General features: G+C 67.8%; 20 protein-coding genes and 3 tRNA genes. 15 read left to right on the top strand and 8 right to left on the bottom strand.

The features are described 5' to 3' along the window. The first annotated feature begins 4 nt into the window (after nucleotides 1–4). The 3 genes from gltX (at nucleotide 5) to FQ137_RS09770 (ending at nucleotide 1,795) form a co-directional block, all read left to right on the top strand. The gene (gene gltX, locus FQ137_RS09760; protein ID WP_149292209.1) at nucleotides 5–1,489 is read left to right on the top strand and encodes a glutamate--tRNA ligase; all 1,485 of its coding nucleotides are present in this window, start codon (nucleotides 5–7) and stop codon (nucleotides 1,487–1,489) included. A gap of 108 nt (nucleotides 1,490–1,597) precedes the next feature. Then, nucleotides 1,598–1,669: transfer RNA gene (locus FQ137_RS09765), tRNA-Gln, on the top strand. A gap of 53 nt (nucleotides 1,670–1,722) precedes the next feature. Next, nucleotides 1,723–1,795 (top strand) — tRNA-Glu (locus FQ137_RS09770). 182 nt (nucleotides 1,796–1,977) lie between these two features. Here the strand turns inward: FQ137_RS09770 and FQ137_RS09775 are convergent. Both FQ137_RS09775 and FQ137_RS09780 read right to left on the bottom strand, forming a co-directional pair. Further along, nucleotides 1,978–3,570, bottom strand: a complete 1,593-nt coding sequence (locus FQ137_RS09775; RefSeq protein WP_149292210.1) for an MDR family MFS transporter — start codon at nucleotides 3,568–3,570, stop codon at nucleotides 1,978–1,980. After that, nucleotides 3,567–4,307, bottom strand: coding sequence for a TetR/AcrR family transcriptional regulator (locus FQ137_RS09780; RefSeq protein WP_149292211.1), 741 nt, complete (start codon nucleotides 4,305–4,307; stop codon nucleotides 3,567–3,569). The genes FQ137_RS09775 and FQ137_RS09780 overlap by 4 nt, the downstream gene beginning before the upstream one ends. A 111-nt stretch (nucleotides 4,308–4,418) precedes the next feature. On the opposite strand from FQ137_RS09780, the gene FQ137_RS09785 reads away from it, so the two are divergent. Both FQ137_RS09785 and FQ137_RS09790 read left to right on the top strand, forming a co-directional pair. Continuing rightward, nucleotides 4,419–4,491 (top strand) — tRNA-Glu (locus FQ137_RS09785). 74 nt (nucleotides 4,492–4,565) lie between these two features. Continuing rightward, the gene (locus tag FQ137_RS09790) at nucleotides 4,566–5,417 is read left to right on the top strand and encodes an ABC transporter substrate-binding protein (RefSeq protein ID WP_149292212.1); all 852 of its coding nucleotides are present in this window, start codon (nucleotides 4,566–4,568) and stop codon (nucleotides 5,415–5,417) included. Between the two features lie 58 nt (nucleotides 5,418–5,475). Here FQ137_RS09790 and FQ137_RS09795 read toward each other — a convergent pair whose 3' ends face one another. Beyond that, a complete protein-coding gene (locus FQ137_RS09795) occupies nucleotides 5,476–6,177 on the bottom strand; it encodes an IclR family transcriptional regulator (RefSeq protein WP_188064882.1) in 702 nt (233 codons plus the stop codon). A 68-nt stretch (nucleotides 6,178–6,245) separates the two neighbouring features. Between FQ137_RS09795 and leuC the strand changes: the two genes are divergently transcribed. From leuC to FQ137_RS09810, 3 genes are all read left to right on the top strand, one after another. Further along, entirely contained in the window at nucleotides 6,246–7,712 is a 1,467-nt protein-coding gene (gene leuC, locus FQ137_RS09800; RefSeq protein WP_149292213.1) for a 3-isopropylmalate dehydratase large subunit, read from the top strand. A 6-nt stretch (nucleotides 7,713–7,718) separates the two neighbouring features. Continuing rightward, nucleotides 7,719–8,315: a 3-isopropylmalate dehydratase small subunit gene (gene leuD / locus FQ137_RS09805; RefSeq protein ID WP_149292214.1), complete on the top strand. Its 597-nt coding sequence runs from the start codon at nucleotides 7,719–7,721 to the stop codon at nucleotides 8,313–8,315. Nucleotides 8,316–8,447: 132 nt separating this feature from the next. Beyond that, complete coding sequence (locus tag FQ137_RS09810) at nucleotides 8,448–8,828, top strand: HU family DNA-binding protein (RefSeq protein ID WP_149292215.1); 381 nt, start codon at nucleotides 8,448–8,450, stop codon at nucleotides 8,826–8,828. A gap of 22 nt (nucleotides 8,829–8,850) precedes the next feature. Here the strand turns inward: FQ137_RS09810 and FQ137_RS09815 are convergent, their stop codons facing one another. The 3 genes from FQ137_RS09815 to cofC are packed head-to-tail and all read right to left on the bottom strand — an operon-like array spanning nucleotide 8,851 to nucleotide 12,574. Continuing rightward, nucleotides 8,851–9,765: an NUDIX hydrolase gene (locus FQ137_RS09815; RefSeq protein ID WP_149292216.1), complete on the bottom strand. Its 915-nt coding sequence runs from the start codon at nucleotides 9,763–9,765 to the stop codon at nucleotides 8,851–8,853. Then, the gene (locus tag FQ137_RS09820; protein WP_370452386.1) at nucleotides 9,762–11,876 is read right to left on the bottom strand and encodes an RNA degradosome polyphosphate kinase; all 2,115 of its coding nucleotides are present in this window, start codon (nucleotides 11,874–11,876) and stop codon (nucleotides 9,762–9,764) included. The genes FQ137_RS09815 and FQ137_RS09820 overlap by 4 nt, the downstream gene beginning before the upstream one ends. Continuing rightward, nucleotides 11,855–12,574 (bottom strand): 2-phospho-L-lactate guanylyltransferase, encoded by a 720-nt coding sequence (gene cofC, locus FQ137_RS09825; protein WP_149292218.1) that lies wholly within the window; start codon nucleotides 12,572–12,574, stop codon nucleotides 11,855–11,857. The genes FQ137_RS09820 and cofC overlap by 22 nt, the downstream gene beginning before the upstream one ends. 109 nt (nucleotides 12,575–12,683) lie before the next feature. Between cofC and FQ137_RS09830 the strand changes: the two genes are divergently transcribed. Further along, nucleotides 12,684–13,682 (top strand): NAD(P)H-dependent glycerol-3-phosphate dehydrogenase, encoded by a 999-nt coding sequence (locus FQ137_RS09830; RefSeq protein WP_149292769.1) that lies wholly within the window; start codon nucleotides 12,684–12,686, stop codon nucleotides 13,680–13,682. Between the two features lie 10 nt (nucleotides 13,683–13,692). Further along, nucleotides 13,693–14,799: a D-alanine--D-alanine ligase family protein gene (locus FQ137_RS09835; RefSeq protein ID WP_149292219.1), complete on the top strand. Its 1,107-nt coding sequence runs from the start codon at nucleotides 13,693–13,695 to the stop codon at nucleotides 14,797–14,799. Nucleotides 14,800–14,821: 22 nt separating this feature from the next. Here the strand turns inward: FQ137_RS09835 and FQ137_RS09840 are convergent, their stop codons facing one another. Next, entirely contained in the window at nucleotides 14,822–15,442 is a 621-nt protein-coding gene (locus FQ137_RS09840) for a DUF3515 domain-containing protein (RefSeq protein WP_149292220.1), read from the bottom strand. 123 nt (nucleotides 15,443–15,565) lie between these two features. Here FQ137_RS09840 and thiL point away from each other — a divergent pair, with 123 nt between their 5' ends. Genes thiL through FQ137_RS09855 form a run of 3 tightly spaced genes read left to right on the top strand, consistent with a single transcriptional unit; the run spans nucleotide 15,566 to nucleotide 17,803 of the window. Next, complete coding sequence (gene thiL / locus FQ137_RS09845; RefSeq protein WP_149292221.1) at nucleotides 15,566–16,558, top strand: thiamine-phosphate kinase; 993 nt, start codon at nucleotides 15,566–15,568, stop codon at nucleotides 16,556–16,558. Nucleotides 16,559–16,567: 9 nt separating this feature from the next. Beyond that, the gene (locus FQ137_RS09850; protein WP_149292222.1) at nucleotides 16,568–17,089 is read left to right on the top strand and encodes a gamma carbonic anhydrase family protein; all 522 of its coding nucleotides are present in this window, start codon (nucleotides 16,568–16,570) and stop codon (nucleotides 17,087–17,089) included. A 3-nt stretch (nucleotides 17,090–17,092) separates the two neighbouring features. Further along, nucleotides 17,093–17,803 (top strand): uracil-DNA glycosylase, encoded by a 711-nt coding sequence (locus tag FQ137_RS09855; protein ID WP_149292223.1) that lies wholly within the window; start codon nucleotides 17,093–17,095, stop codon nucleotides 17,801–17,803. 36 nt (nucleotides 17,804–17,839) lie between these two features. Here the strand turns inward: FQ137_RS09855 and FQ137_RS09860 are convergent, their stop codons facing one another. Continuing rightward, the gene (locus FQ137_RS09860) at nucleotides 17,840–18,634 is read right to left on the bottom strand and encodes an enoyl-CoA hydratase/isomerase family protein (protein WP_149292224.1); all 795 of its coding nucleotides are present in this window, start codon (nucleotides 18,632–18,634) and stop codon (nucleotides 17,840–17,842) included. Between the two features lie 127 nt (nucleotides 18,635–18,761). On the opposite strand from FQ137_RS09860, the gene FQ137_RS09865 reads away from it, so the two are divergent. Both FQ137_RS09865 and recG read left to right on the top strand, forming a co-directional pair. Further along, on the top strand, nucleotides 18,762–20,462 hold the full coding sequence (locus FQ137_RS09865) for a DAK2 domain-containing protein (RefSeq protein ID WP_149292225.1): 1,701 nt from the start codon (nucleotides 18,762–18,764) through the stop codon (nucleotides 20,460–20,462). Beyond that, entirely contained in the window at nucleotides 20,459–22,732 is a 2,274-nt protein-coding gene (recG, locus tag FQ137_RS09870) for an ATP-dependent DNA helicase RecG (RefSeq protein WP_149292226.1), read from the top strand. Before FQ137_RS09865 ends, recG begins: the two co-directional genes overlap by 4 nt. Nucleotides 22,733–22,747 lie beyond the last annotated feature (15 nt).

Raw genomic sequence — 22,747 nt, forward strand, 5'->3', positions numbered from 1 at the left:
CCACATGACTGCCTCGAACGTTCGCGTCCGCTTCTGTCCGTCACCCACCGGAACCCCTCATGTGGGGCTTGTCCGCACGGCCCTATTCAACTGGGCTCACGCCCGGCATACCGGCGGTGCTTTCGTCTTCCGCATCGAAGACACCGACGCCGCCCGAGATTCGGAGGAGTCGTACCAGGCTCTCCTCGACGCGCTTCGGTGGCTCGGCCTGGACTGGGATGAGGGACCCGAGGTGGGTGGTCCGTTCGCGCCGTACCGGCAGTCTGAGCGACGCGAACTGCACCTGGATGTCGTGCGCAGGCTCGTCGAGGCAGGCGAGGCGTACGAGTCGTTCTCTACCCCGGAAGAGGTCGAGGCCCGCCACCGGGCCGCAGGGCGCGATCCCAAGCTCGGCTATGACGGCTACGACCGCGACCTCACGGAGGAGCAGAAGCAGGCATTCCGTGACGAGGGACGTGGCGCGGTGATCCGACTACGGATGCCGGACGAGGACTTGTCGTGGGATGACTTGGTCCGCGGTAAGACCGTGTTCAGGGCGGGAACCGTCCCGGACTTCGCGCTCACGCGCGCAAACGGGATCCCGCTCTACACGTTGGTGAACCCGGTCGACGATGCGCTGATGAAGATCACACACGTCCTTCGGGGAGAGGACTTGCTCAGCTCCACCCCGCGACAGATCGCGCTGTACCACGCCCTGATCCGTATCGGCGTGGCGGACGAGGTGCCGGAGTTCGGGCATCTGCCATTCGTGATGGGCGACGGCAACAAGAAGCTGTCCAAGCGAGACCCCGAGTCGGACCTGTTCCTCCACCGCGATCGCGGCATGCTGCCGGAGGGGCTGCTCAACTACCTGGCTCTGCTCGGGTGGGGGCTGTCTGAGGACCGCGATGTGTTCTCTCTTCAGGAGATGGTCGACGCTTTTGACATCCGCCAAGTCAATGCCAACCCGGCTCGCTTCGACCAGAAGAAGGCCGACGCCATCAATGCCGAGCATATCCGGCAACTGCCGGCGGAGGAGTTCGCCCGCCGCCTGCGCGAGTACCTCGTGGCGCATCCCGCCGAGGACGGCCTGACCATCCCGGAGGATTTCGACGGGCAGCGGTGGGCGATGGTCGCCGACCTGCTTCAGACCCGCATCGTGGTTCTATCCGACGCGTGGAAGCTCATCCGGTTCCTTCTCGTGGAGGAATCGGCGTTCACGGTCGACGCCCAGTCGGCGGCAAAGAACCTCAAGGCCGAGTCCCGGGAGGTTGTTGACGCGGCGATAGCTGCCCTCGACGTGCTCGAGGAGTGGACCACGCCGGCCATTGAGGCCGCGCTGTCGGGCGCGCTGGTGGAGAACCTGGGCATTAAGCCGCGCAAGGCCTACGGCCCGGTCAGGGTGGCGGTCACGGGTTCGCACATCTCGCCGCCGTTGTTCGAGTCGCTCGAGTTGCTCGGCCGCGAGGTCACACTGTCTCGTCTACGGTCCGCGCCCGTCGCCGACTGACCGCGAGATCGTTGAATCAGGCGGTTTGACCAGGCGATTTGCTATTCACCCCCGTAACTTTGGTACTCTCTTCGAGGTCGCCAAAGAGCGGCGGAGAAGTGAATACAGTGGCCTATGGTGTAATTGGCAACACAGCTGATTCTGGTTCAGTCGTTCTAGGTTCGAGTCCTGGTAGGCCAGCTGAGCATTCTTCGGAATGCTTGCAGAGCGGATCCCCCGCGGATCCGCGTCCGGCCCCCGTCGTCTAGCGGCCTAGGACGCCGCCCTCTCACGGCGGTAGCGTGGGTTCGAATCCCATCGGGGGTACAAGAGAAGGCGCCCGGAGCACATCGCTCCGGGCGCCTTTTTTGCGTCGGCCATCACAGGGTGCGGTCCACGTCCCGCGCGTTCGTGGCGGGGAGATTGCCTCGCGTAAGGACCCCGGGTGGCACAACGCACCCCTGCGTCATCGGCCGATGACCGGGGACGCAGGGGTGGAGGAGTGAGTGTCAGTCCACTGTCTCCTTGAGTGTGTCCTCGCGAACGAACAGCAACAACACGGTGGCGACCAGGATGAGCGGCACCATGACGTGGTAAATCGGCACGAGTGCGTCGTTGTAGGATCCGACGATCGCATCGTGAAGGGGACCCGGCAGTCCGGAGAGGATCTCGGGGCTCATCGAGTTGGCGGCCCCCGAGCCGTTGGAGAATGTCTCGGCAACCGCAGCGCCCTCGGCGCCGAGCTCGGCCGCGGCGGCGGGCACCCGCTCGCCCATGAGGCCGGCGAGCCGGCTGACGAAGAGTGACCCCACGATCGCCGAACCCATGGTTCCGCCGATCTGGCGGAAGAAGTTGTTCGATGCGGTGGCGGTGCCGACCATGCTGATCGGGAAGGTGTTCTGGACGATCAGCACGAGTAGCTGCATGGCCAGGCCGAGCCCGAATCCGAACACGAACAGCACCACGCCCAGATGGACCAGTGAGTCCCCGGCTTCCAGTGAGCCGACGAGCCACAGCCCCACGGCCATGATCACGGTGCCGACCACCGGGTACCACTTGTATCGGCCGGTGCGGCTGACAATGTTGCCCACGACGATGGAGGTTCCCATCATGCCGGCCATCATTGGTGTCATCATCAGGCCGGCGGCAGTGGGGCCGAGGCCGTGGACCATCTGGATGTAGGTGGGCAGGTACGCCATGCAGCCGAACATCGCGACACCTACGAGGAGTCCGGCCCCGGTGGCCACCGAGAAGTTTCGCTGGGCGAAGAGCGTCATCGGGATCAGCGGGTGCTCCGAGCGCAACTCGACCAGGACGAACGCGATTGCGCAGGCGAGGAACAGTGCGCCCATGGCGAGGATGATCGGGTCCGCCCAGTCATAGCGATTGCCGCCCCACGAGGAGAGGAGGATCAGGGCAGTGGTGCCCGTAGCCATGAGAATCGTGCCGGGCCAGTCGGTGCGGCGCCCGCTGCCGCGTTTGGGCAGTCGTAGCCAGATGACGGCCACGGCGAGCGCGATCAGGCAAACAGGGAGGTTGAACCACAACGCCCAGCGCCATCCGGGGCCCTCGGTGAAGAATCCGCCGAGCAGGGGGCCGAGGACTGAAGACAGTCCGAAGACCGCGCCCATGATGCCCATGTACCGGCCACGCCGGCGGGCGGGGACGACGTCGGCAACGATCGCCTGGGAGAGCACCATCAGTCCACCACCGCCGAGTCCCTGCACGGCCCGGGCCGCGATCAGGATCTCGATGTTCCAGGCCAGCGCTCCGAGAAGCGAACCGGCCGAGAACAACAGGATCGCGGTCACAAAGAGGGGTTTGCGCCCGATCTGGTCCCCGAGCTTGCCGTAGACGGGCAGGCCGATCGTCATAGTGAGCAGGTAGGCGGTGATAACCCAGCTCATCCGGTCCACGCCACCGAGGTCGGCAACGATCGTCGGTAACGCGGTCGCGAAGATCATCTGCCCTAAGGAGACGACGAGCATCCCCAGGAGTAGGGAGGTGAATACCAGCGGCACGTTGTGAGTTGTCTGGGACGGGGCGGGGTCTGGTGTGGGACCTGGCGGCGCGATTGTGGTGCGAGTGTCGGTTTGGCTCATGCGGGTCTCCCGGTGAAGTTTGAGGTGGAGTTAGCGGTGCGGGACGAAGAGGCGGTGGATTGGTCCGTAGTGGGCGGGGGGATGGTCGTCGTTGCGGTGGCGAGCAGCGCGAGCTGTCGCAGTGCGGCCGCGCAATCGTCGTCGAGGTCGGAGAATGTGGCCGACTCACGGTCCAGCCAGATGGACAGGCCAAGGCTGGCCGACGCGGCGACCAGTGCCATGCACGCGCGGGCCTCGGCTTCGGGGGGCACCCCGGGAAGCCGACGCAGTGCAGGATTGCGCTCGAGGTGCGCCGTGACGAGATCCACCATGCGGAGTTGCAGTCGGGACGAGGCGGTCATCCGGGCGGCGCCGAGGTCGGGTTCCGCGCGGTAGATGGCGCGCCTGCGTTGGATCAGCGTGGCGGTTTGGTCCGTGTTCGCAGTGCGTGCCGCAGCGAACGTCGAGAGGTAGAGGCGGAGCAGGCCCTCCAGGACGTCCTGCTGGGTGCGGGCGAGGAAGGCGGCGCGGTCTTCATCGGGGACGTCCTCGGGGGTGGCACCGATGACGGCCGCCTCCTTGGTGGGGACGTAGTTGAAGAACGTCCGTTTGGAGACCTCGGCGGCGGCGCAGATCTGGTCGACCGTCACCGCGTCGAAACCGTGCTCGAGGACGAGGGAGGTAGCCGCGTTCTCGATGGACACCATCGTGGCGCGGCGCTTCCGATCGCGCAACGAGTCGAGCTCCGGGGAAGTCATGATGAGATCCTAGCGAATAAGTGCACCCAGTGCATGTTTGCACTAGGTGCACCAGGCTGGCGTCTGATTTGTCGTGTCATCCGCCTTCCGGATATGCTTGTTCGGTGCCAAGCCCCCGTCGTCTAGTGGCCTAGGACGCCGCCCTCTCACGGCGGTAACGTGGGTTCGAATCCCATCGGGGGTACAGGAGATGTCCCGGTTCATCATTCTCGATGAGCCGGGACATCGCGCATTTGTGGCCGTGGCAGGATCGGCGCAGTGACCACTCGTCGTGACCTCCTCCGCCTGGCGTTCAGCGGCGGATTGTCCCTCGCCGGCCTCGCAGCGTGCGGTGCCGACGGGAGGTCGACGACGAGCCCGACCAGCACGTCGAGTGGCCCGCTGACACCGCCCAGCCCTATCCGTACGCCCACCCCGGACGTACCACCACGCCGTCTCGTCGCCCTCTCCTCGGCGGACCTCGACGTCCTACGGGTGCTCGACCTGGAGCCCACCGCCGCCTGGGCGGTCGACGGGACAGGTCCGCGTCCGTGGCGTGACCGGCCCGCGCCCCCATCGCCGGACTGGGACGGGCCCGGGGCGCCGAGTCTGAAGTCGCTCCTGCCGTTCGGAGTCGACGCCTTCGTCATGGCCGCGGCGGATGCCACTGGGCCCGAGCTCCGTGCGTACGAGCGCCTGGCCACCGTCATTGTCGACGCTCATGGGCGGCCCGGGTGGCGGGAGCATCTCGACCTGGTGGCTCGCGCCGTCGACCGCGATCCCTCGTCCGCCGCCGAACGGACCGGGAGCGCGCTCGAGCAGTGGGCTGGGGCGCAGCGTCGCATTGGAGTGGACGCCCTCGTCGTCGTCATCGGCACCGGTGCCCGGCCCGACACCCCGGTGGCCACCCTCGCAGCCCGGTCGCCATTCGGCGCCGAGATCCGGGCACTCGGTTTCGATGTGGACGACCGCCCCGAACCGGTCGCGTACCGGGACCTACGGAGGCCAGGGGTGCAGGTGGTCCGGGTGGACCCTCGCGACGGCGACGTGGTGGCGGCGGTACGTCAACCCAGCGTGAGCAGTCTGCCGTGGGTGCTCGAGCGGCTCGTCCGTGGGCGCAGGCCCGCCTAGGTTCTCGATCGGAGGTTCGGCCCCGGCGCCGGGGCCGCCCGCCTTGTGCGGGCGCCGGTTAGAGCCGCTTGTGGATTGCGTCGGCGGCGGCGAGAAGATCGGCGGCCCATTTCGTGCCGGGGCGACGGCCGATGCGGTCGACCGGGCCGGACACGGAGATCGCGGCGACGACGGTCCCGGTGGAATCCCGGATGGGTGCCGAGATGGAGGCGACGCCCGCCTCACGCTCGGCCACTGATTGTGCCCAGCCGCGACGCCGGACCTCGGCGAGCTGGCGTTCGGTGTAGGTCGCGTCCGTGAGTAGCGTGCGCTGGGTCGCGGGGTCCGCCCAGGCTGCCAGTACCTTGGCTCCCGATCCCCCCGTCATGGGCAGGACCGCGCCGACCGGGACCGTGTCTCGCAGGCCCGTCGGGGGCTCGGCCGAGGCCACGCAGATGCGTCGGTCGCCGTCCCGGCGGTACACCTGGACACTCTCCTCGGTGGCCTCGCGCAAGCGGGGCAAGACGGAGGATGCAGCCTCGGCCAGGGAGTCGGATGCGTGGGCGGCGAGTTTAGCCAGTCCGGGCCCCAGACTCCATACCCCGGCGTCGTCGCGAGAGAGGAGCTGGTGGATCTCCATTCCCACCGCGAGCCGGTGGGCGGTCGCGCGCGGCAGGCCCGTCCTCTCGCAGAGTTCGGACAGCACGCAAGGCTGCTCGGCCACGGCGTCGAGCATCGTCATCGCTTTGTCGAGGACTCCGATCCCGCTATACTGTCTCACAGTTCGACTATATCGTCCTACATGGTGAGAATCCATCGGATCCCATGAGGGCGTGGACTGGAGGCGTGATGAGTGAGACCGAGCCCGCGGGTGCGCGGCCCCGGACCCTAGCGGAGAAGGTCTGGGACGACCACGTGGTGGTCAAAGGTGAGGGCGACGGGGAGTCCCGCGGGCCCGACCTGCTGTTCATCGATCTCCACCTCGTGCACGAGGTCACGAGCCCGCAGGCCTTCGATGGTCTCCGGCTGGCCGGTCGACAGCTCCGCCGCCCGGACCTGACCCTGGCGACCGAGGACCACAACGTGCCTACCGACATCGTCGGTGGCGCGGTCAACCTCATCGCCGACCAGACCTCCCGCATCCAGATCGAGACGCTGCGTCGCAACTGCGAGGAGTTCGGTGTCCGGCTGTACCCGATGGGCGACCTCGAGCAGGGGATCGTCCACGTGGTGGGGCCGCAGCTCGGGCTGACCCAGCCCGGTATGACAGTGGTTTGCGGCGACTCCCACACCTCGACCCACGGGGCGTTCGGCTCCATCGCGATGGGCATCGGAACCTCCGAGGTCGAACACGTCATGGCTACCCAGACGCTGGCACTGCGCCCGTTCAAGACCATGGCCGTCACCGTCACCGGCGAATTGCAGCCCGGCGTCACCGCCAAGGATCTCATTCTGGCCGTCATCGCCCAGATCGGCACCGGCGGCGGACAGGGGTACATCCTCGAGTACCGCGGCGAGGCCATCGAGAAGCTCTCGATGGAAGCCCGGATGACCATCTGCAACATGAGTATTGAGGCCGGCGCCCGGGCCGGCATGATTGCTCCGGATCAGACGACCTACGACTATCTGCAGGGGCGGCCCCACGCGCCGATCGGCGCGGAGTGGGACGAGGCGGTGCGGTACTGGGACAGTCTCCGGACCGACGACGACGCGGTGTTTGACACCGAGGTCGTGATCGACGGCTCCGCCCTCACGCCCTTCGTCACCTGGGGGACCAACCCAGGCCAGGGCGTGCCGCTGGGCTCAGCCGTCCCACACCCGGAGTCGTTCACCGACGAGAGCTCACGGATCGCCGCCGAGAGCGCGCTGGAGTACATGGACCTCAAGGGCGGCACTCCCATGCGGGAGATCCCCGTGGACGTCGTGTTCGTCGGCTCGTGCACCAACGGTCGAATCGAGGACCTGCGCGCGGTTGCCGAGGTCGTCGACGGCCACACACTCGCAGACGGGGTCCGGATGCTGATCGTCCCCGGGTCGATGCGCGTGCGCAAGCAGGCCGAGGAGGAAGGCCTGGACAAGGTCTTCACCGAGTTCGGCGCCGAGTGGCGGCAGCCGGGATGTTCGATGTGCCTGGGTATGAACCCGGACTCCCTGCAGCCCGGGCAGCGCTGCGCGTCCACCTCAAACCGCAACTTCGAGGGACGCCAAGGTAAGGGGGCCCGCACCCACCTGGTCAGCCCGTCTGTCGCCGCGGCCACCGCGGTACTTGGGCACTTCGCCTCTCCCGTCGACCTTGAGCCCGCGAAGGGGGCATGACACCTCATGGAGCCGATCATCACCCACACCGGCATCGGCGCCCCGCTGCGCCGCTCCAATGTGGACACCGACCAGATCATCCCGGCCGAGTACCTCAAGCGGGTCACACGCACCGGATTCGAGGACGGGCTCTTTTCTTCCTGGCGTGCCCACGAGCCGGACTTCGTCCTCAATCGAGCGCCGTATGACCGCGCGTCCGTCCTCGTGGCCGGTCCGGACTTCGGCACCGGGTCCTCCCGCGAGCACGCGGTGTGGGCGCTGATGGATTTCGGCTTCCGCGTGGTCATCTCGTCCCGCTTCGCGGACATCTTCCGCGGAAACTCCGGTAAGTCCGGTTTGGTCGCCGCCCAGATGGAGCAGGAGAATGTCGAGCTCCTGTGGAAGGTCATGGACGAGCGACCGGGAATTGAACTGACGGTGGACCTGGTGTCACGCACGGTCACGGCCGGTGACGTCACGGTGCCGTTCGACATCGACGACGACACGCAGTGGCGGCTGATGGAGGGGCTCGACGACATCGGACTCACGCTGCGTCAAGCCGACCAGATCGACGAGTTCGAGAGCCATCGACCGGCGTTCAAGCCGATCACCACCCCGCGGTGAAGCCCATTTGATATTGCTTTCGGACTGGCGTCCGTAACGCCCCCGAGTGACACCTTCATGTGAGTATGCTTATGCCGATTCGGCGCGAATCGTTACTGCGCCCGCATACCTCACCTCAAGGGGGACCCTCACGTGAACAAGGCCGACCTGATCGCCGAGCTGGCGGACCGGATGGGCGGAGATCAGCAGCTCGCCACCGAGGCGCTGGAGAACACTCTCGACATCATCGTCCGGACGGTAGCGTCCGGGGAATCCATCACGATCATGGGTTTCGGCATCTTCGAGAAGAAGGCGCGCGCGGCTCGGGTCGCCCGTAACCCCCACACGGGTGAGTCCATTCCGGTTCCGCCCACCTACTCGCCGGTGTTCCGGCCGGGTCAATACTTCAAGTCCGTCATCCAGGGCTCGGAGGAGCTTCCGGAGGACCGGCTTGCCGCCAAACGCTCCAGCTCGCACCGGTCGTTCGGTGGGCTGAGAGAGAACGGCATGAACCACCGGCAGAGAGTCAGCTGACTAGGCGAACCGCTACCGCTGTTCAGAACAGCGGTAGCGGGCTGGGGTAGTAATCGGCGTAGGCAAGTTCTGCACCGTTGAATCCCAGAGCCCACACACCGGCCTTCTTGGTGGACGCCTCGCCAACGTCGATCCCGACCGGCCCGGCGAGGTCCCGGATCATCCCGGGGATGGCGGTCCCCTGTGAGCAGACGACGCCGACGCCGTCACCCGCGGCGATCGCGGCCAGACGGGCGACGGCGGTCAGGGGATCGTCGAGGTAGGCCTCGTCGGTCAGTGCCGGTTCGACGGCGACCTCCACCCCGAGCTCGTCAGCAAGGGGTGCGAGCGTCTGTTCGCATCTGACCCGGGGGGCGCTGTACAACCGGCGACCCCCGAATGCCCGCAGCATGGGAGCCAACATTTCGGCCTGCGCCCGCCCTGACTTGTCGAGTGGCCGCAGATCGTCGTTGCCGCTCCACTGGCTCCGGTTGCCGGCCTTGGCGTGCCGGACAACGAGGAGCACAGTTTCGGCCGTCGGGGCGGCGGCGAAACGGCTGAGGACCTTACGGTCCAGCGGGTACGAGACCAGTTCCTTGGCCCGGTCGACCGAGAGCCAACGGATCTCGTCAACCTCGGAGTTCGGTTCGAAATTCCCCTCGCGGGCCAACGCCGCCCAGTAGGTGACCTCCTTGCGGGTGTTCTCCTTCAGCGGGTACGCCGTGGTTCCGATCCGGGACACGAGGACAGCGGTGAAGCCGGTCTCCTCGCCGATCTCTCGAACGGCTGTGACCGGTAACGATTCCCCGGCGTCTACCTTGCCCTTGGGGAGTGACCAGTCGTCGTAGCGCGGCCGGTGCACCACAGCGCACACCGGGGACGGCCCGTCCATCCGATACAGCACCGCACCCGCCGCCGGGACGACCCTGACCTTCGACTTACCCACGTTCTTACTCATCGGTCCCGGAACCCCGCGTGCAGCGCCGCAGTCCGTTCCTGGTGGTCGACCGATTCAGCCCAATCCTCCGGACTGGGCATGCGTGTCCAGGTCGCATCCGGCTGCAGGTGGAAGCTGCGCGTCTTCGGATCGAGTGCGGAGTCGAAGATGCGGTGGATCTGTGCCTTGAGCCGCGGGTCGGTGACCGTGACCATCACTTCGACGCGTCTGTCCAGATTGCGGTGCATCATGTCCGCGCTGCCGATCAGGGCCTCGTCGGCACCCCGGAAGTGCAATATCCGGGAGTGCTCGAGGAACCGGCCGAGGATCGAGCGAACGTGGATGTTCTCGCTGAGACCCGGAACTCCCGCGCGGAGGGAGCAGATGCCACGGACCACGATGTCCACTGGTACCCCGGCTTGGGAGGCGCGATACAGCGCGTCGATGACCTGCTCATCGACCAACGCGTTCGCCTTGATCCGGATGCCCGCCTCCTGGCCCTCGGCGGCCAGGTCGATCTCGCGATCGATCCGCTCGATGATCCCGGACCGAATACCCTCCGGTGCCACCAGCAGGCGCCGGTACTTGCTGACGTTCGAGAACCCGGTCAGGTGATTGAACAGGTCCGTCAGGTCCGACGCGACGTCCTCGTCGGCGGTGAACAGACCGACGTCCTCGTACAACCGCGCCGTCTTGGGGTTGTAGTTCCCCGTGCCGATGTGGGCGTAGCGCTGGAGCCGATCGCCCTCGTCACGCACAACCAGGCACGTCTTGCAGTGGGTCTTCAGTCCGAGGAGTCCGTATACGACATGGACCCCGGCCTGCTCCAGTTCGCGAGCCCACCGGATGTTGTTCTGCTCGTCGAATCGGGCTTTGATCTCCACCAGCGCGACCACCTGTTTGCCCGCCGCCGCCGCGTCGACAAGTGCGTTGACGATGGGGGAGTCGCCGGACGTCCGGTACAGGGTCTGCTTGATAGCCAGAACGTTCTCGTCTGCTGCGGCCTGCTCGATGAACCGCTGCACCGTCGTGGCGAACGACTCGTAAGGGTGCTCGACGAGGACGTCCCCCTCCTGGAGGGAGGCGAAGATGTTTCGGGCCGTCTCCCGCTCGCCGAACGCCGACGGGGTGGCGGGAACCATGGGCGGGTCCTTGAGGTCCGGCAGGTCCAGTCCGTGGATCTGCCACAGCCCGGTGAGGTCGAGCAGCCCCGAGAACGTGATGACGTCGGCGGAATCCACATCGAGCTCGCGCTGAAGGATCCGCAGCATCCGCGGGGTCGTGTCCTCCGCGATCTCCAGTCGCACGGCCGAGCCGAAGCGGCGGCGCGCAAGCTCGCGCTCCAGCGCCTGGAGCAGGTCTTCGTCGCGGTCCTCCTCGACCTCCATGTCCGCGTTGCGGGTCACCCGGAAGACGTGATGCTCGACGACCTCCATTCCCTGGAACAACTCGTGTAGGTGCGCGGCAATGATGTCCTCGGCGGGTACGAAGACGTAGTCGTCCGGGCCACCACGGTCCACCCGCACGAAGCGCGGAACGTTATTCGGGATCTTGACGCGGGCGAAGTGCTCCTGGCCGGAATCGAGGTCGCGGATCATCACCGCGAGGTTCAGGCTCAGCCCGGAGATGTACGGGAACGGGTGCGCCGGATCGACGGCCAGGGGAGTGAGGACGGGGAAGATTGAATTCCGGAACAACTCCGCAAGTGTGAAACGTTCGTCAGCAGTGAGTTCGCTCCAAGGCAGGATCCGTATTCCATTGGCTTCCAGCTCGGGCCGGATCTCGTCCTGGAACAACCGCGTCTGCTGGTCGCACAGTTCCCGGGTCCGCACGCTGATGTGGCCGAGCTGTTCGGCCGGTGTCTGGCCGTCGGCGGAACGCACCGACAATCCCGTCTTGTCGCGACGCTGGAGCCCGGCGACCCGGACCATGTAGAACTCGTCGAGGTTCGATGCGAATATCGCGAGGAACTTGGCCCGCTCCAGCAGTGGCAGACCCTTCTCCCCGGCTAGGGCGAGGACCCGGGCGTTGAAGTCGAGCCAGCTCAGTTCACGGTTCAGGTAGCGGTCGCGAGGCCGTGGCAATCCCTGGACGACATTCGGTTCGGCGGTCACGGGACCATTGTGGCCGATACCCCGTTGGCGCGCACGAGGAGACGGACGGAAGGGTCCCTGAGGGCCCCGGCGGTGGCGGGACCGACACTCCGTCCGGGCAAGGCCGCGAGGTCGCCGGGGACGTCGACGTCCCGTGCAGCCGCGTCCAGGTCGCCCTTCACTGCGATCGGTACCGCCCCGCCCTCGACGCGGTACCGCGCCGCCGAGTCGAGGCCGAACCGGCAGACGCGGGTGGCGGGTGCGCCGGTCCAGAACGCCATGGTGGTCCCGGCCCCGCGGTGATCGGTGACCGTCGCGTGCGGGTGCCGGCTGGCGACGTCCAGGATCCGTGAGAGGTGTTCCGGGCGCAGCTCCGGCAGATCCGCGGTGACCACACCGGCTGGGCCTGTGACGTCGCCCAGCGCGCGGTCCAGAGCGAAATTGAGCGGGTCGCCGTGCGGGCTGTCAGAGTCGGCGGGCTCGTCGACGAACTCCGCCCCTGTCCGGAGTGCAAGGTCCTCGACACGCGGATCCGCTGAGACCACCCGGACCCGCACGACCCCGGGGGTGTCGCGACAGGCTCGCAGCACGTCGGCGGCCATCGCCACCACGAGTGCGCGCCGCGCGTCCCCGGTGAGTGCAGGGACCAATCGGCTCTTGGCGCGGTCGAGCGACTTGACGGGGACAACGATCGTCCACCCGCCAACCGCCGCCTCGCTGACCCCCGCAGTGCTCATCGACCGCCATCCTGCCAGCCGGACCTCGCGAGCGCCCGCCGCCGGGTAGCGTTTGTCCACGATCCGCCTCCGGTGGCGGTCAGGGGCAGGACTAGCTCGGGAGGCGATGATGGCGCGGATCGCGGTGATGGGTGCGGGTTCGTGGGGGACCGCTGTTGGCAAGGTTCTCGCGGACGCCGGATCCGAGGTCGTGATGTGGGCGCGCCGTGACGAGGTGGCAGCAAGCATCAACGAGGCGCACTGCAACTCCAAGTACCTCCCTGACATCGTCCTCCCGGCGACGATCACAGCCTCGACCGACCCCGGACGGGTCCTGGCCGGCGCAGAGGAGGTAGTCCTGGCGGTCCCGTCCCAGAGTCTGCGAAGCAACCTCGAGACCTGGGTCGACCTCCTCGAGCCGCAGGCCGGGATGATCTCGCTGGCGAAGGGGATCGAAACCGGGACGTTGCTGCGGATCAGCGAGGTCGTCGCCGAGGTCACGGGACTCGACGAACGCCGGATCGCGGCGCTGTCAGGTCCCAACCTGGCGAGGGAGATCGCCGAGGGGCAGCCGGCGGCGACAGTGATCGCCTGCACTGACGACGAGCGCGCCGCCCGGCTCCAGGACGCGTTCTCGACCCCCTACTTCCGCCCCTATACCAACACCGACGTCGTGGGCTGCGAGATCGGCGGCGCCACCAAGAACGTCATCGCCCTCGTGTGCGGAATCGCGACCGGGATGGGGCTGGGAGACAACACCATGGCGACCCTCGTCACCCGGGGACTGGCGGAGACCACCAGGCTCGGGGTGGCACTCGGGGCACACCAGATGACCTTCGCAGGGCTGGCGGGGCTCGGAGACCTCGTTGCCACGTGCACCTCACCGCTGTCGCGCAATCGCACGTTCGGCGAGCGGCTGGGCAGGGGGGAGACCCTCGAGCAGGCCCAGCAGGCCACCAACGGCCAAGTGGCGGAGGGGGTCAAGTCTTGTACATCGATTCGCGAACTCTCCCGCCGGGTAGGGGTGGAGATGCCGCTGACCGAAGCTATCCACGAGATATGTCACGAGGGGGGTGACGCCGTCGAGGTGGCGGTGCGCCTCATGAGGCGAAGCACCAAGCCCGAGTAGCCTCGGCCGGGTGAATCGCATCACCGTTGCCGTCCTCTACGGCGGTCGCAGCACCGAACACTCCGTGAGCTGCGTATCCGCCGGTGCCGTCATGGCGCATCTCGACCGGTCCGTCTACGAGGTGATTCCTGTCGGGATCACCGCATCCGGGACGTGGACGCTCGGTCCGGACGATGTGTCGGACCTGCAGATCGTCAACCGCAGTATGCCGGTCGTCGACCCTCATCGCCCTCGTGTCGCGTTGGGATTGTCGACCGATGATCGGGGCGTGCTCCGCTTCGTCGATGGCGATTCGGCCGGTGAGGAGATCGCTCGCGTCGACGTCGTGTTCCCGGTCATGCACGGCACCCATGCCGAGGACGGGACGATCCAGGGCCTTCTCGAGCTCTCCGGTGTCCCTTACGTCGGACCGGGCGTCTTTGCCAGTGCCGCCGGTATGGACAAGGAGTTCACCAAGGTCGTCCTCGGTGCGGCGGGTCTACCTATCGGCCAACAGGTCGTCCTCCGGCCGGGCACGGAGACTCTCACGGCGGCGGACCGCGAACGGCTGGGCCTGCCGTTGTTCGTCAAGCCGGCACGTGGTGGCTCCTCTATCGGGATCACCAAGGTTTCACGGGCGGAGGAACTCGATGCCGCGATCGCCGAGGCCCGTCGATTTGACGACAAGGTGATCGTCGAGTCCGCGATCGTCGGCCGGGAGGTCGAGTGCGGGGTGCTCGAGTACCCCGACGGCAGGGTCGAGGCGAGTCAGCCCGCCGAGTTGCACATCCCCGGCGAGCCCACTGGCGTGGAGGGCGAGACGGAGGGCGTCGCGTTCTACGACTTCGACACCAAGTACCTCGACGACGTGACGACGTTCGATCTACCCGCCGATCTCCCCGGCGCGGAGTCCGACCGACTGCGCGAGATGGCGGTGGACGCGTTCCACGCTCTGGATGCGCGGGGATTGAGCCGGGTGGACTTTTTCGTGACCGCCGACGGCCCGGTGATCAACGAGGTGAACACCATGCCGGGGTTTACCCCGATCTCGATGTACCCGCAGATGTGGGCGGCGAGCGGAGTTGACTATCCGACTCTGCTCGACACTCTCCTGAGGACCGCGCTGGTCCGCGACTGAGGCGGCTGGGCCCTGGTCGCGCTCAGCGGATCGGCGCCGGGGCCGGCTCGACGGCCTCGAGGGTCTCGGACAAGGCGTCCGATAGGTCCTGGATTGGCCCGGTGCCGCTGTCCTCCGGCAACGTCACCGCGACGAACTGCGGTCGGTCGACGGCAACCCAGGTCGATGCGGTGACCGCAGGGTCCGGATCCGGCTCGTTGAACCACTGGACGCGGTTAACCTCCTGCAGCGCCACCCCCACCGTGAAGCTCGGCGGTGCTGGCAGCCCACAGCGGACGATCACCGGTTCGGCGTTGGGCATCCGGTACGCTGCCGTGCCCTCCGGTGCCGGCTCGGCGAGAGCGACTCGAACGGCGTCCCCGAGAGCCTCTGGTAGTGCCGCTACCAGCGCGGCACACTCCTCGGACCCGGCCCCGGGCGAGGGGATCGGTACCACGGCCACCGGTTCGCTCACTGCCGCCTCCGTGACCTGGTCACCCACGGAGCGCACCATGACCAAAACCACGGCGAGCAGGACGAGTGGGATGACGACCGCCAGCACCACGACGATGGTCGACACCGGTACCGCCCGCTCCGTGGAGTCAGCGGTGTCGCGTGGGCCGGCGTCATACCGGTTTCCGGGGTCCGAATCCGTCGTAGCCACGTCGTGCCGTCCTTCCTCCCGAGGGCAGCCCCCGTCGGGAGCGGCCGCTAACCTGACGGCAACGCTACAGACCCGCGTCGGAGCACTCGGTGACTAGACACCGCGGGAAGAAAGGGTGGCCCCGTGACCGACCGTGCCCTAACCGTCGCAGAGGCGGGCGAAGCTGCGGTGCTGGCCGTCCTGAGCGGTGCGGACGTACCCGCTGTGGGCGGAACCGGCGTGGAGGACCCGGTCGGGAACGGGGACGATGCGGCGGTCCTGGGACCCGCCGCCGCCACCGTGGTCACCACCGACATGCTCGTCGAGGGCACCCACTTTCGGCTAGACCTCACCAGCTGGGGCGACGTGGGCAGGCGGGCCGTGGCGCAGAACGTCTCCGACGTCCTGGCGATGGGGGCCGAGTGTTCACGTGTACTGGTCGCCCTCGCGGTGCCTGCCGGGACGACGATGGGTCAGATCGAGGATTTGGCGGCCGGGGTCCACGAGGAGGCCATGCGATCAGGAGCCGTTGTCGTGGGCGGGGATCTCACCAGAGCTGAGATCCTCGTCCTCAGCGTCACGGCGATAGGCACCCTCCCGGATGGTGCGGACCCCCTTCGGATCGACGGAGCGAACCCGGGGGACACAGTCGCCCTCACCGGAGCGCCCGGTCGCTCGGCCGCCGGTCTCGCGCTCCTCCGGGCCGGGCATCCCGACGGTCCGCTCCAGCAGTCGCACCGGGTGCCCGTGCCTCCGGTAGGTTCCGGCACCGCAGCGCGGGTGGCCGGCGCGCGGTCCCTCACCGACGTGAGTGACGGCCTGCTCCGCGACTTGTCTGGGCTCGCGCGGGCCTCGGGGGTGACGGCAGACCTCGTCACCGGTTGGCTGCCCGTCGACCCGCTCCTGAGTGACGCAGCCAGCATTCTCGGCGTGGTAGATACCGGGGAGCAGATCCTGGACTGGGTCCTCGACGGCGGCGAGGACCACGGCCTGCTCGGAACATTCCCTCCCGGCGTCACGATCCCGCCTGAGTTCACAGTGATCGGCAGCATGCGGTCCGGGGAACCCGGAAGGGTCACCCTCGATGGCGAGCCCCGCACACCGGGAGGCTGGGACTCGGCTCGGGGCGCCAACTAGGGTGAGGGCATGGCTGTCTATGCACTGGGAGACCTCGAGCCCGACATCGCACCTGATGCCTGGGTGCACCCCGACGCGGTGGTCATCGGCCGAGTGAGTCTCGGTGCCGGAGTCTCGGTGTGGCCCACCGCGGTCCTGCGCGGCGACTATGGCCGCATCGAGATCGGTGCCATGACCAACATCCAAGACGGAACGATCATCCACTGCACGGCCACCAACCCCACGATCATCGGCGGGTATTGCGTGGTGGGGCATAACGCGCACATCGAAGGAGCGACGATCGGCGACGGTGCACTCATATCGTCGGGCTCGATCGTTCTCAACGGCTCCGTGATCGGGGACGGGGCGGTTGTCGCCGCCGGCTGCTTGGTGCCCCCTCGATTCGTGCTTCCCGCCCGTCGGATGGCTTTGGGGACGCCGGCGAAGATCCGCGAGGGCTACGAGGTAGACCCGGCGATGCTCGACGGCAATGCGCAGATGTACCACGACAACGCGATGCGCTACCGCTCCGAGCTGCGCCGGCTCGACTGACCGGTGACGGACAGACACCTCCCGCCGACTCCTCTGACGGAACTGCTCGACCCCGGCTGGGCACGCGCCCTCGCGCCCGTCGAGGACCAGATCCACGCGATGGGCGACTTCCTTCGCGCCGAAAACGCAGCGGGGCGCGCCTACCTCCCCGCCGCGGACCGCGTCCTGCGGGCGTTCACCCAGTCCTTCGACGACGTGCGCGTGCTCATCGTGGGGCAGGACCCATATCCCACCCCCGGCCACCCGGTCGGCCTGAGCTTCGCAGTCGACGGCGACGTCCGGCCGCTTCCGCGAAGCCTGGTCAACATCTACCGAGAATATGCCGATGACCTGGGCATAGCCGCCCCCGAGCACGGTGACCTGGGGGCTTGGTCCCGCGCAGGGGTTCTGCTCCTCAACCGGGTGCTGACCGTCGCCCCCGGAAAGCCGGCATCCCACAGACGCAGGGGCTGGGAGCAGGTAACCCAACGAGCGATCGAGGCACTGGTCGAGCGGGACAGCCCGATGGTGGCGATTCTGTGGGGTCGAGAGGCGCAGTCACTCATTCCGACGCTGGGGACCACGCCTGTGATCGCCTCTCCGCATCCCTCACCCCTCTCAGCCTCTCGAGGATTCTTCGGCTCACGTCCGTTCAGCAGGGCCAATGAGGAGCTACGACGGCTCGGTGTCGAGCCGGTTGACTGGCGACTCCCTGCAGCGCCTTTACAGGTGTAGCGTGAGCCCTGGCGTCGATCTCGGGGTGCTCACGGGTTAGCCCCGGCCGAACTCGGGTGAACGCTTGGCGACAAACGCGTTCACGCCCTCGATGCCGTCCGCTGAGACGGCCAGGCGGGCTATCGAATCTCGTTCGGCATCGAGATGGTCCGACAACGTGGCGTCCTCGGAGGCGCGCAGCAATGCCTTCGCCGCGGCGAAGGACTCGCGCGGCCCGGCCGCGAGGCGTACCGCGAGGGCGCGGGCGGCATCGCGGACGTCGCCCTCGACGAACGTGGTGAGCAGGCCCAACTGATACGCCCGCGCGCCGTCCATCGGTTCATTGCCCAAGATGAACGCGCGCGCCACGGACTGGCCGACCGCGCGCGGCAGGCGCCACGACATCCCGCCGTCCGGGGACAGTCCGATGCCGGGGTAGGCCGCCAGCAGGCGAGTGTCGGGCCCGCCGATCGAAAAGTCGGCGGCCATAGCCAAAGAGGCGCCCGCCCCGGCGGCCCACCCGGACACTGCTGCGACGACCGGGACGGTCACCTCGTCCAGCATCCGGACGACCGCGTGCAACCGGTCTGCGAGCTCGCGCACGTGCTCCGCCCGGTCCTCGGCCGCCGCGAATCCCGGGACGTTACCGCCATTGCAGAAGTTCTTGCCCAGCCCCACCAACAGGACCGCCCCTGCATCGATATCCCCGGCAAGAAGCGAGCGCAATGCCGATCCTGCCTGGTCGACCGCGTCGGAATCGAGTGAGTTGCCTTTGCCCTCCAACGAGACCGGAAGGGTGAGGACCCCGTCCGTGAGAGTGACGAGCGGGGTGTCGGCGAAGTGTGAGGTCATCGTGGTGCTCCCGGGTCATGGCGGCCGGCTCGGCTAGTCGGACAGCTGTCGAGTGCTGAGGGTACTAGGCTTGGCCGCGCTGGCCGGGAAGGCGACCGCAGCGGCAAGCGACCTGTGAGGAGGGGTGATGACCCAGGAGTCGACACATGTCGAAGGCAGACCCTCGACTCTCGACGCGCACGGGTTACTCACCTGGGCCAGGCGGTGCGTCGAGCAACTCGCCGCGCATCGCGAGGAGATCAACGCCCTCAACGTCTTTCCGGTGCCAGACGCCGACACCGGCACGAACCTGTTGTACACAATGCGGGCCGCCGTGGACCGGGCCGAGGGCGAGGACGCGTGGATCACCGAGGGCGGCGGCACGGCGGGCGCCCGTGAGATCGCCGTCGCGCTCGGTCACGGGGCCGTGCACGGTGCCCGCGGGAACTCCGGGGTGATCCTGTCCCAGGTGCTGAGGGCGGTCGGCGAGGCTGCGACCTTCACCGTGGTCGACGCCTCCACCTACCGGCGCGCGCTGCGGACCGCGGTGACGCTCGTCGACCACGCGTTGAGCGAGCCGGTCGAGGGGACAATCGTGACGGTGCTCCGGGAAGCCGCGGCCGCAGCGGGCCGTTCCTCGGCGGCCTCGTTGGTCGAGGTGGCCCGCGCGGCCGCGGATGGCGGGGCCGAGGCACTCGATCGGACCACCTCACAGTTGCCTGCGCTGAGCAGGGCCGGTGTCGTTGACGCCGGGGGTCGCGGGCTGTTGGTCCTGCTGGACGCCATGGTCGAGGTGCTGGTGGGGGAGACCCCCGAGCGGCCTGCCTATTTCATCCCGCCGGGTCCCGCTGCGGATGCGACGTTGTCCGTGCCCGGTCCCGAATCGGAGGAGGGAGCCGGAACCCGCTACGAGGTGATGTACTCCCTGACCCACTCCGATGATGCGCGCGCCGACGAACTACGGACGGCGTTGCGGATGGTGGGCGACAGTGTGGGGGTGGTCGGCGACGGCGGTTCCGGCGCCAACGCCAGGTGGGCGGTGCACGTCCACACCGACGACATCGGCGCAGCGATCGAGACGGCCCTGCCGCTCGGCCGGGTCACTGAGATCCGGGTGACGGACATGCTCGACCCGGCAGGATTGCGGCCCGCCCATGGCGGGGACTACGGCGGAGGGGGTAGGCGACCGGGCGACACCGGGTTGCGCAGGGTCGTCGCGATCGTGCCGAAGGGGCCGCTGGCGGAACTGTTCTCCGAGGCCGGGGCGGAGACAGTCGATCCCGGCGACAGCGGGCAGGGGGTGATCGACGCGGTGCTCTCCGTCGATGCTGATGAACTGCTCGTGCTGCCCAACGGCGAACTGTCCCGAGAGCAGATTGGTGCACTCGACGCCGCCCTGCGCGATTCCGTCGGTCATGCTCTGATCCTTCCGACCGGTTCGGTGGTCCAGGGGCTGTCGGCCCTTGCCGTGCACGACCCCACGACAACCCTGTCGCTGGACGGGTTCTCCATGGCCGACGCTGCGTCGGGGACCCGCCACGCCCACCTTGAGAGGGCCCAGCAGGACGCATTGACGCTGGTGGGGCGGTGCACGGCCGGCGACCTGCTCGGAGTGGTGGGGCACGACGTCGCACTGATCGAGAAGGACGCCGTCGACGCGGTGTGTGCGCTCGTCGAGAGGATGCTCTCTTCGGGAGGCGAACTCGTCACGGTGCTGTTTGGCGACGACTACGACGAGGGGGCCACCGAGTCGGCCTTGTCGCGGCTGCGGTCTCGACACCCGGATATCGAGGTGGTCGGTTACGCCGCCGGGCGCGGACGGGCTGTGGCCCATGTTGGGGTCGAATGACGACTCTCGCCACCACAGATACCCCGCTCTCCGACGTCCTCGACGCCGGTCTCGCGGAGCGGATCACCACGGCTTTCGGTCATCGAACCGTCGGTGACCTGCTGCACACCCTGCCGCGTCGGTATCGCCAGCACGGACAGCGTTACGACAAGCGGGACTTGGTCGACGGCGAGCGGGTGACGGTCATCGGAAAGGTCACCACCGCGCAGACCCGGAACTATCAGACCAAGCAGCGTCAGATGCGTGAAATGCTCACGCTGACCGTGGAGGACGGCGACACCACGTTCCGGGTGGTGTTCTTCGCCGGTCGCAAGATCAAGTTCATGCTCCCGGTGGGGACCTTGGCGATGTTCGATGGCACCGTCTCGCGTTTTCGGCGTTCGTTGGACCTCAAGCATCCCGAGTTCCTCGTCCTGCGTCCGGTCACCGGCGCAGGTGGCCAACTCAAGGGGTCCGGAGATCTCGCCGCCCTGGCGCGACTGTCAGAGGAGATCGATGCGGAGGGCGGACCGAGCTTGTTCGACCGGCCGTTGCTGCCGGTGTACGCCGCCAAGGAAGGCGTGACCTCCTGGGACCTGCTCGGCGCGGTGGTCACTGCACTTCGGGCGTTGGTGCCGGTGGTGGATCCGCTCGACGCGACGGTTCGGTCGGCGGCCGGTTTGATGGACTTGGACGAGGCGCTGCGCAAGGCCCACCTCCCCGAGAACTCGCGCGAGAAGGACCAGGCCGGGTACCGGCTGCGCTTCGACGAGGCGCTCGCCCTGCAGTTGCTGCTCGGCGCGCGACGCCGGTTCGCTGCCCGGGACCCGGCGCCGGCCAGTCCGCTGCGCGGGAACGGACTCAGGGCGGCTATGGAGGCGCGGATGCCGTTCGACCTCACTGACGGGCAGGAGTCGGTGCTGGAGGAGATCTCGACGGACCTGACCCGTGACGAGCCCATGAACCGGCTCCTGCAGGGCGAAGTCGGATCGGGCAAGACCGTGGTGGCGTTGCTGGCCATGCTCCAGGTGATCGATGCCGGACGGCAGTGCGTGTTGCTAGCCCCCACGGAGGTCCTCGCAGTCCAGCACCACCGCTCCCTGACGGCGATGCTCGGCGATCTCGGTGAGCGGGGCAGGTTGGGAGCCGCCGAACAGGCCACCCACGTGGTGCTACTCACGGGATCGATGTCCACGACGCAGCGGCGGGCGGCGCTGCTCGACATCGTCACCGGGGAGGCCGGCATCATCGTCGGGACCCACGCGCTGATCCAGGACTCGGTAGAGTTCTTTGACTTGGGCCTGGTGGTGGTGGACGAACAGCACCGCTTCGGTGTCCGGCAGCGCGACCGACTGCGCGCCAAGGGGCGCGAAGGTCTTGTGCCGCACCTGTTGGTCATGACCGCGACACCGATACCACGCACCATTGCTATGACCGTGTTCGGGGACCTCGAGGTCTCCGAACTGCAGGAACTCCCCGGTGGGCGCCGTCCCATTTCCACCTCCGTCGTACCGGCGCGGGAGAAACCGCGGTGGCTCGAGCGGGCCTGGGACCGGGTCCGCGAAGAGGTGGACGCGGGCCACCGGGCATACGTGGTGTGCGCCAGGATCGACGCCGACGACGCGGTGAACGCCGGCGACGACGATGAGGGCGGCGACGATAGGGGCAGCGACAAACCGCCGCTGGCCGCCGCAGTGGACTTGCGCGACTACCTCTCCACCGGACCACTGGCCGGGCTGAGGATCGGTCTCCTGCACGGCCGACTCCCGCCGGAGGAGAAGGACGCCACCATGGCATCGTTCGCGGCCGGCGGACTAGACGTGCTCGTCTCCACGACCGTCATCGAGGTGGGCGTGGACGTACCCGAAGCCACCGTGATGGTGGTCATGGACGCCGAGCGCTTCGGTGTGAGTCAGCTGCACCAACTGCGTGGCCGGGTGGGCCGGGGTGGCCTGCCAGGTCTCTGTCTGCTGGTGACGAACTCCCACACAGGGGGGCGGTCGATGGAACGGCTCGACGCGGTGGCGGCCACGACGGACGGCTTCGCTCTGGCGCAGTTGGACCTCGTGCAGCGCCGCGAGGGAGACGTCCTCGGGGATGCTCAGTCCGGTGCGCTCTCGGCGTTGCGACTGCTGTCGGTGGTGGACGACGGCGAGGTGATCGAGATCGCCCGCCGCTACGCCGACGAGATCTTGGGGACAGACCCGGGACTGCACGGTCACCCGGCGCTCGCTGAGCGGGTGAGGCGACTGGCCGGCTCCGAGGAATCCGACTACCTGTTCCGATACTGACTTTTCCGATATTGA

It is taken from the genome of Dietzia sp. ANT_WB102 (genome assembly GCF_008369165.1).
Taxonomy (GTDB): Bacteria; Actinomycetota; Actinomycetes; order Mycobacteriales; family Mycobacteriaceae; genus Dietzia.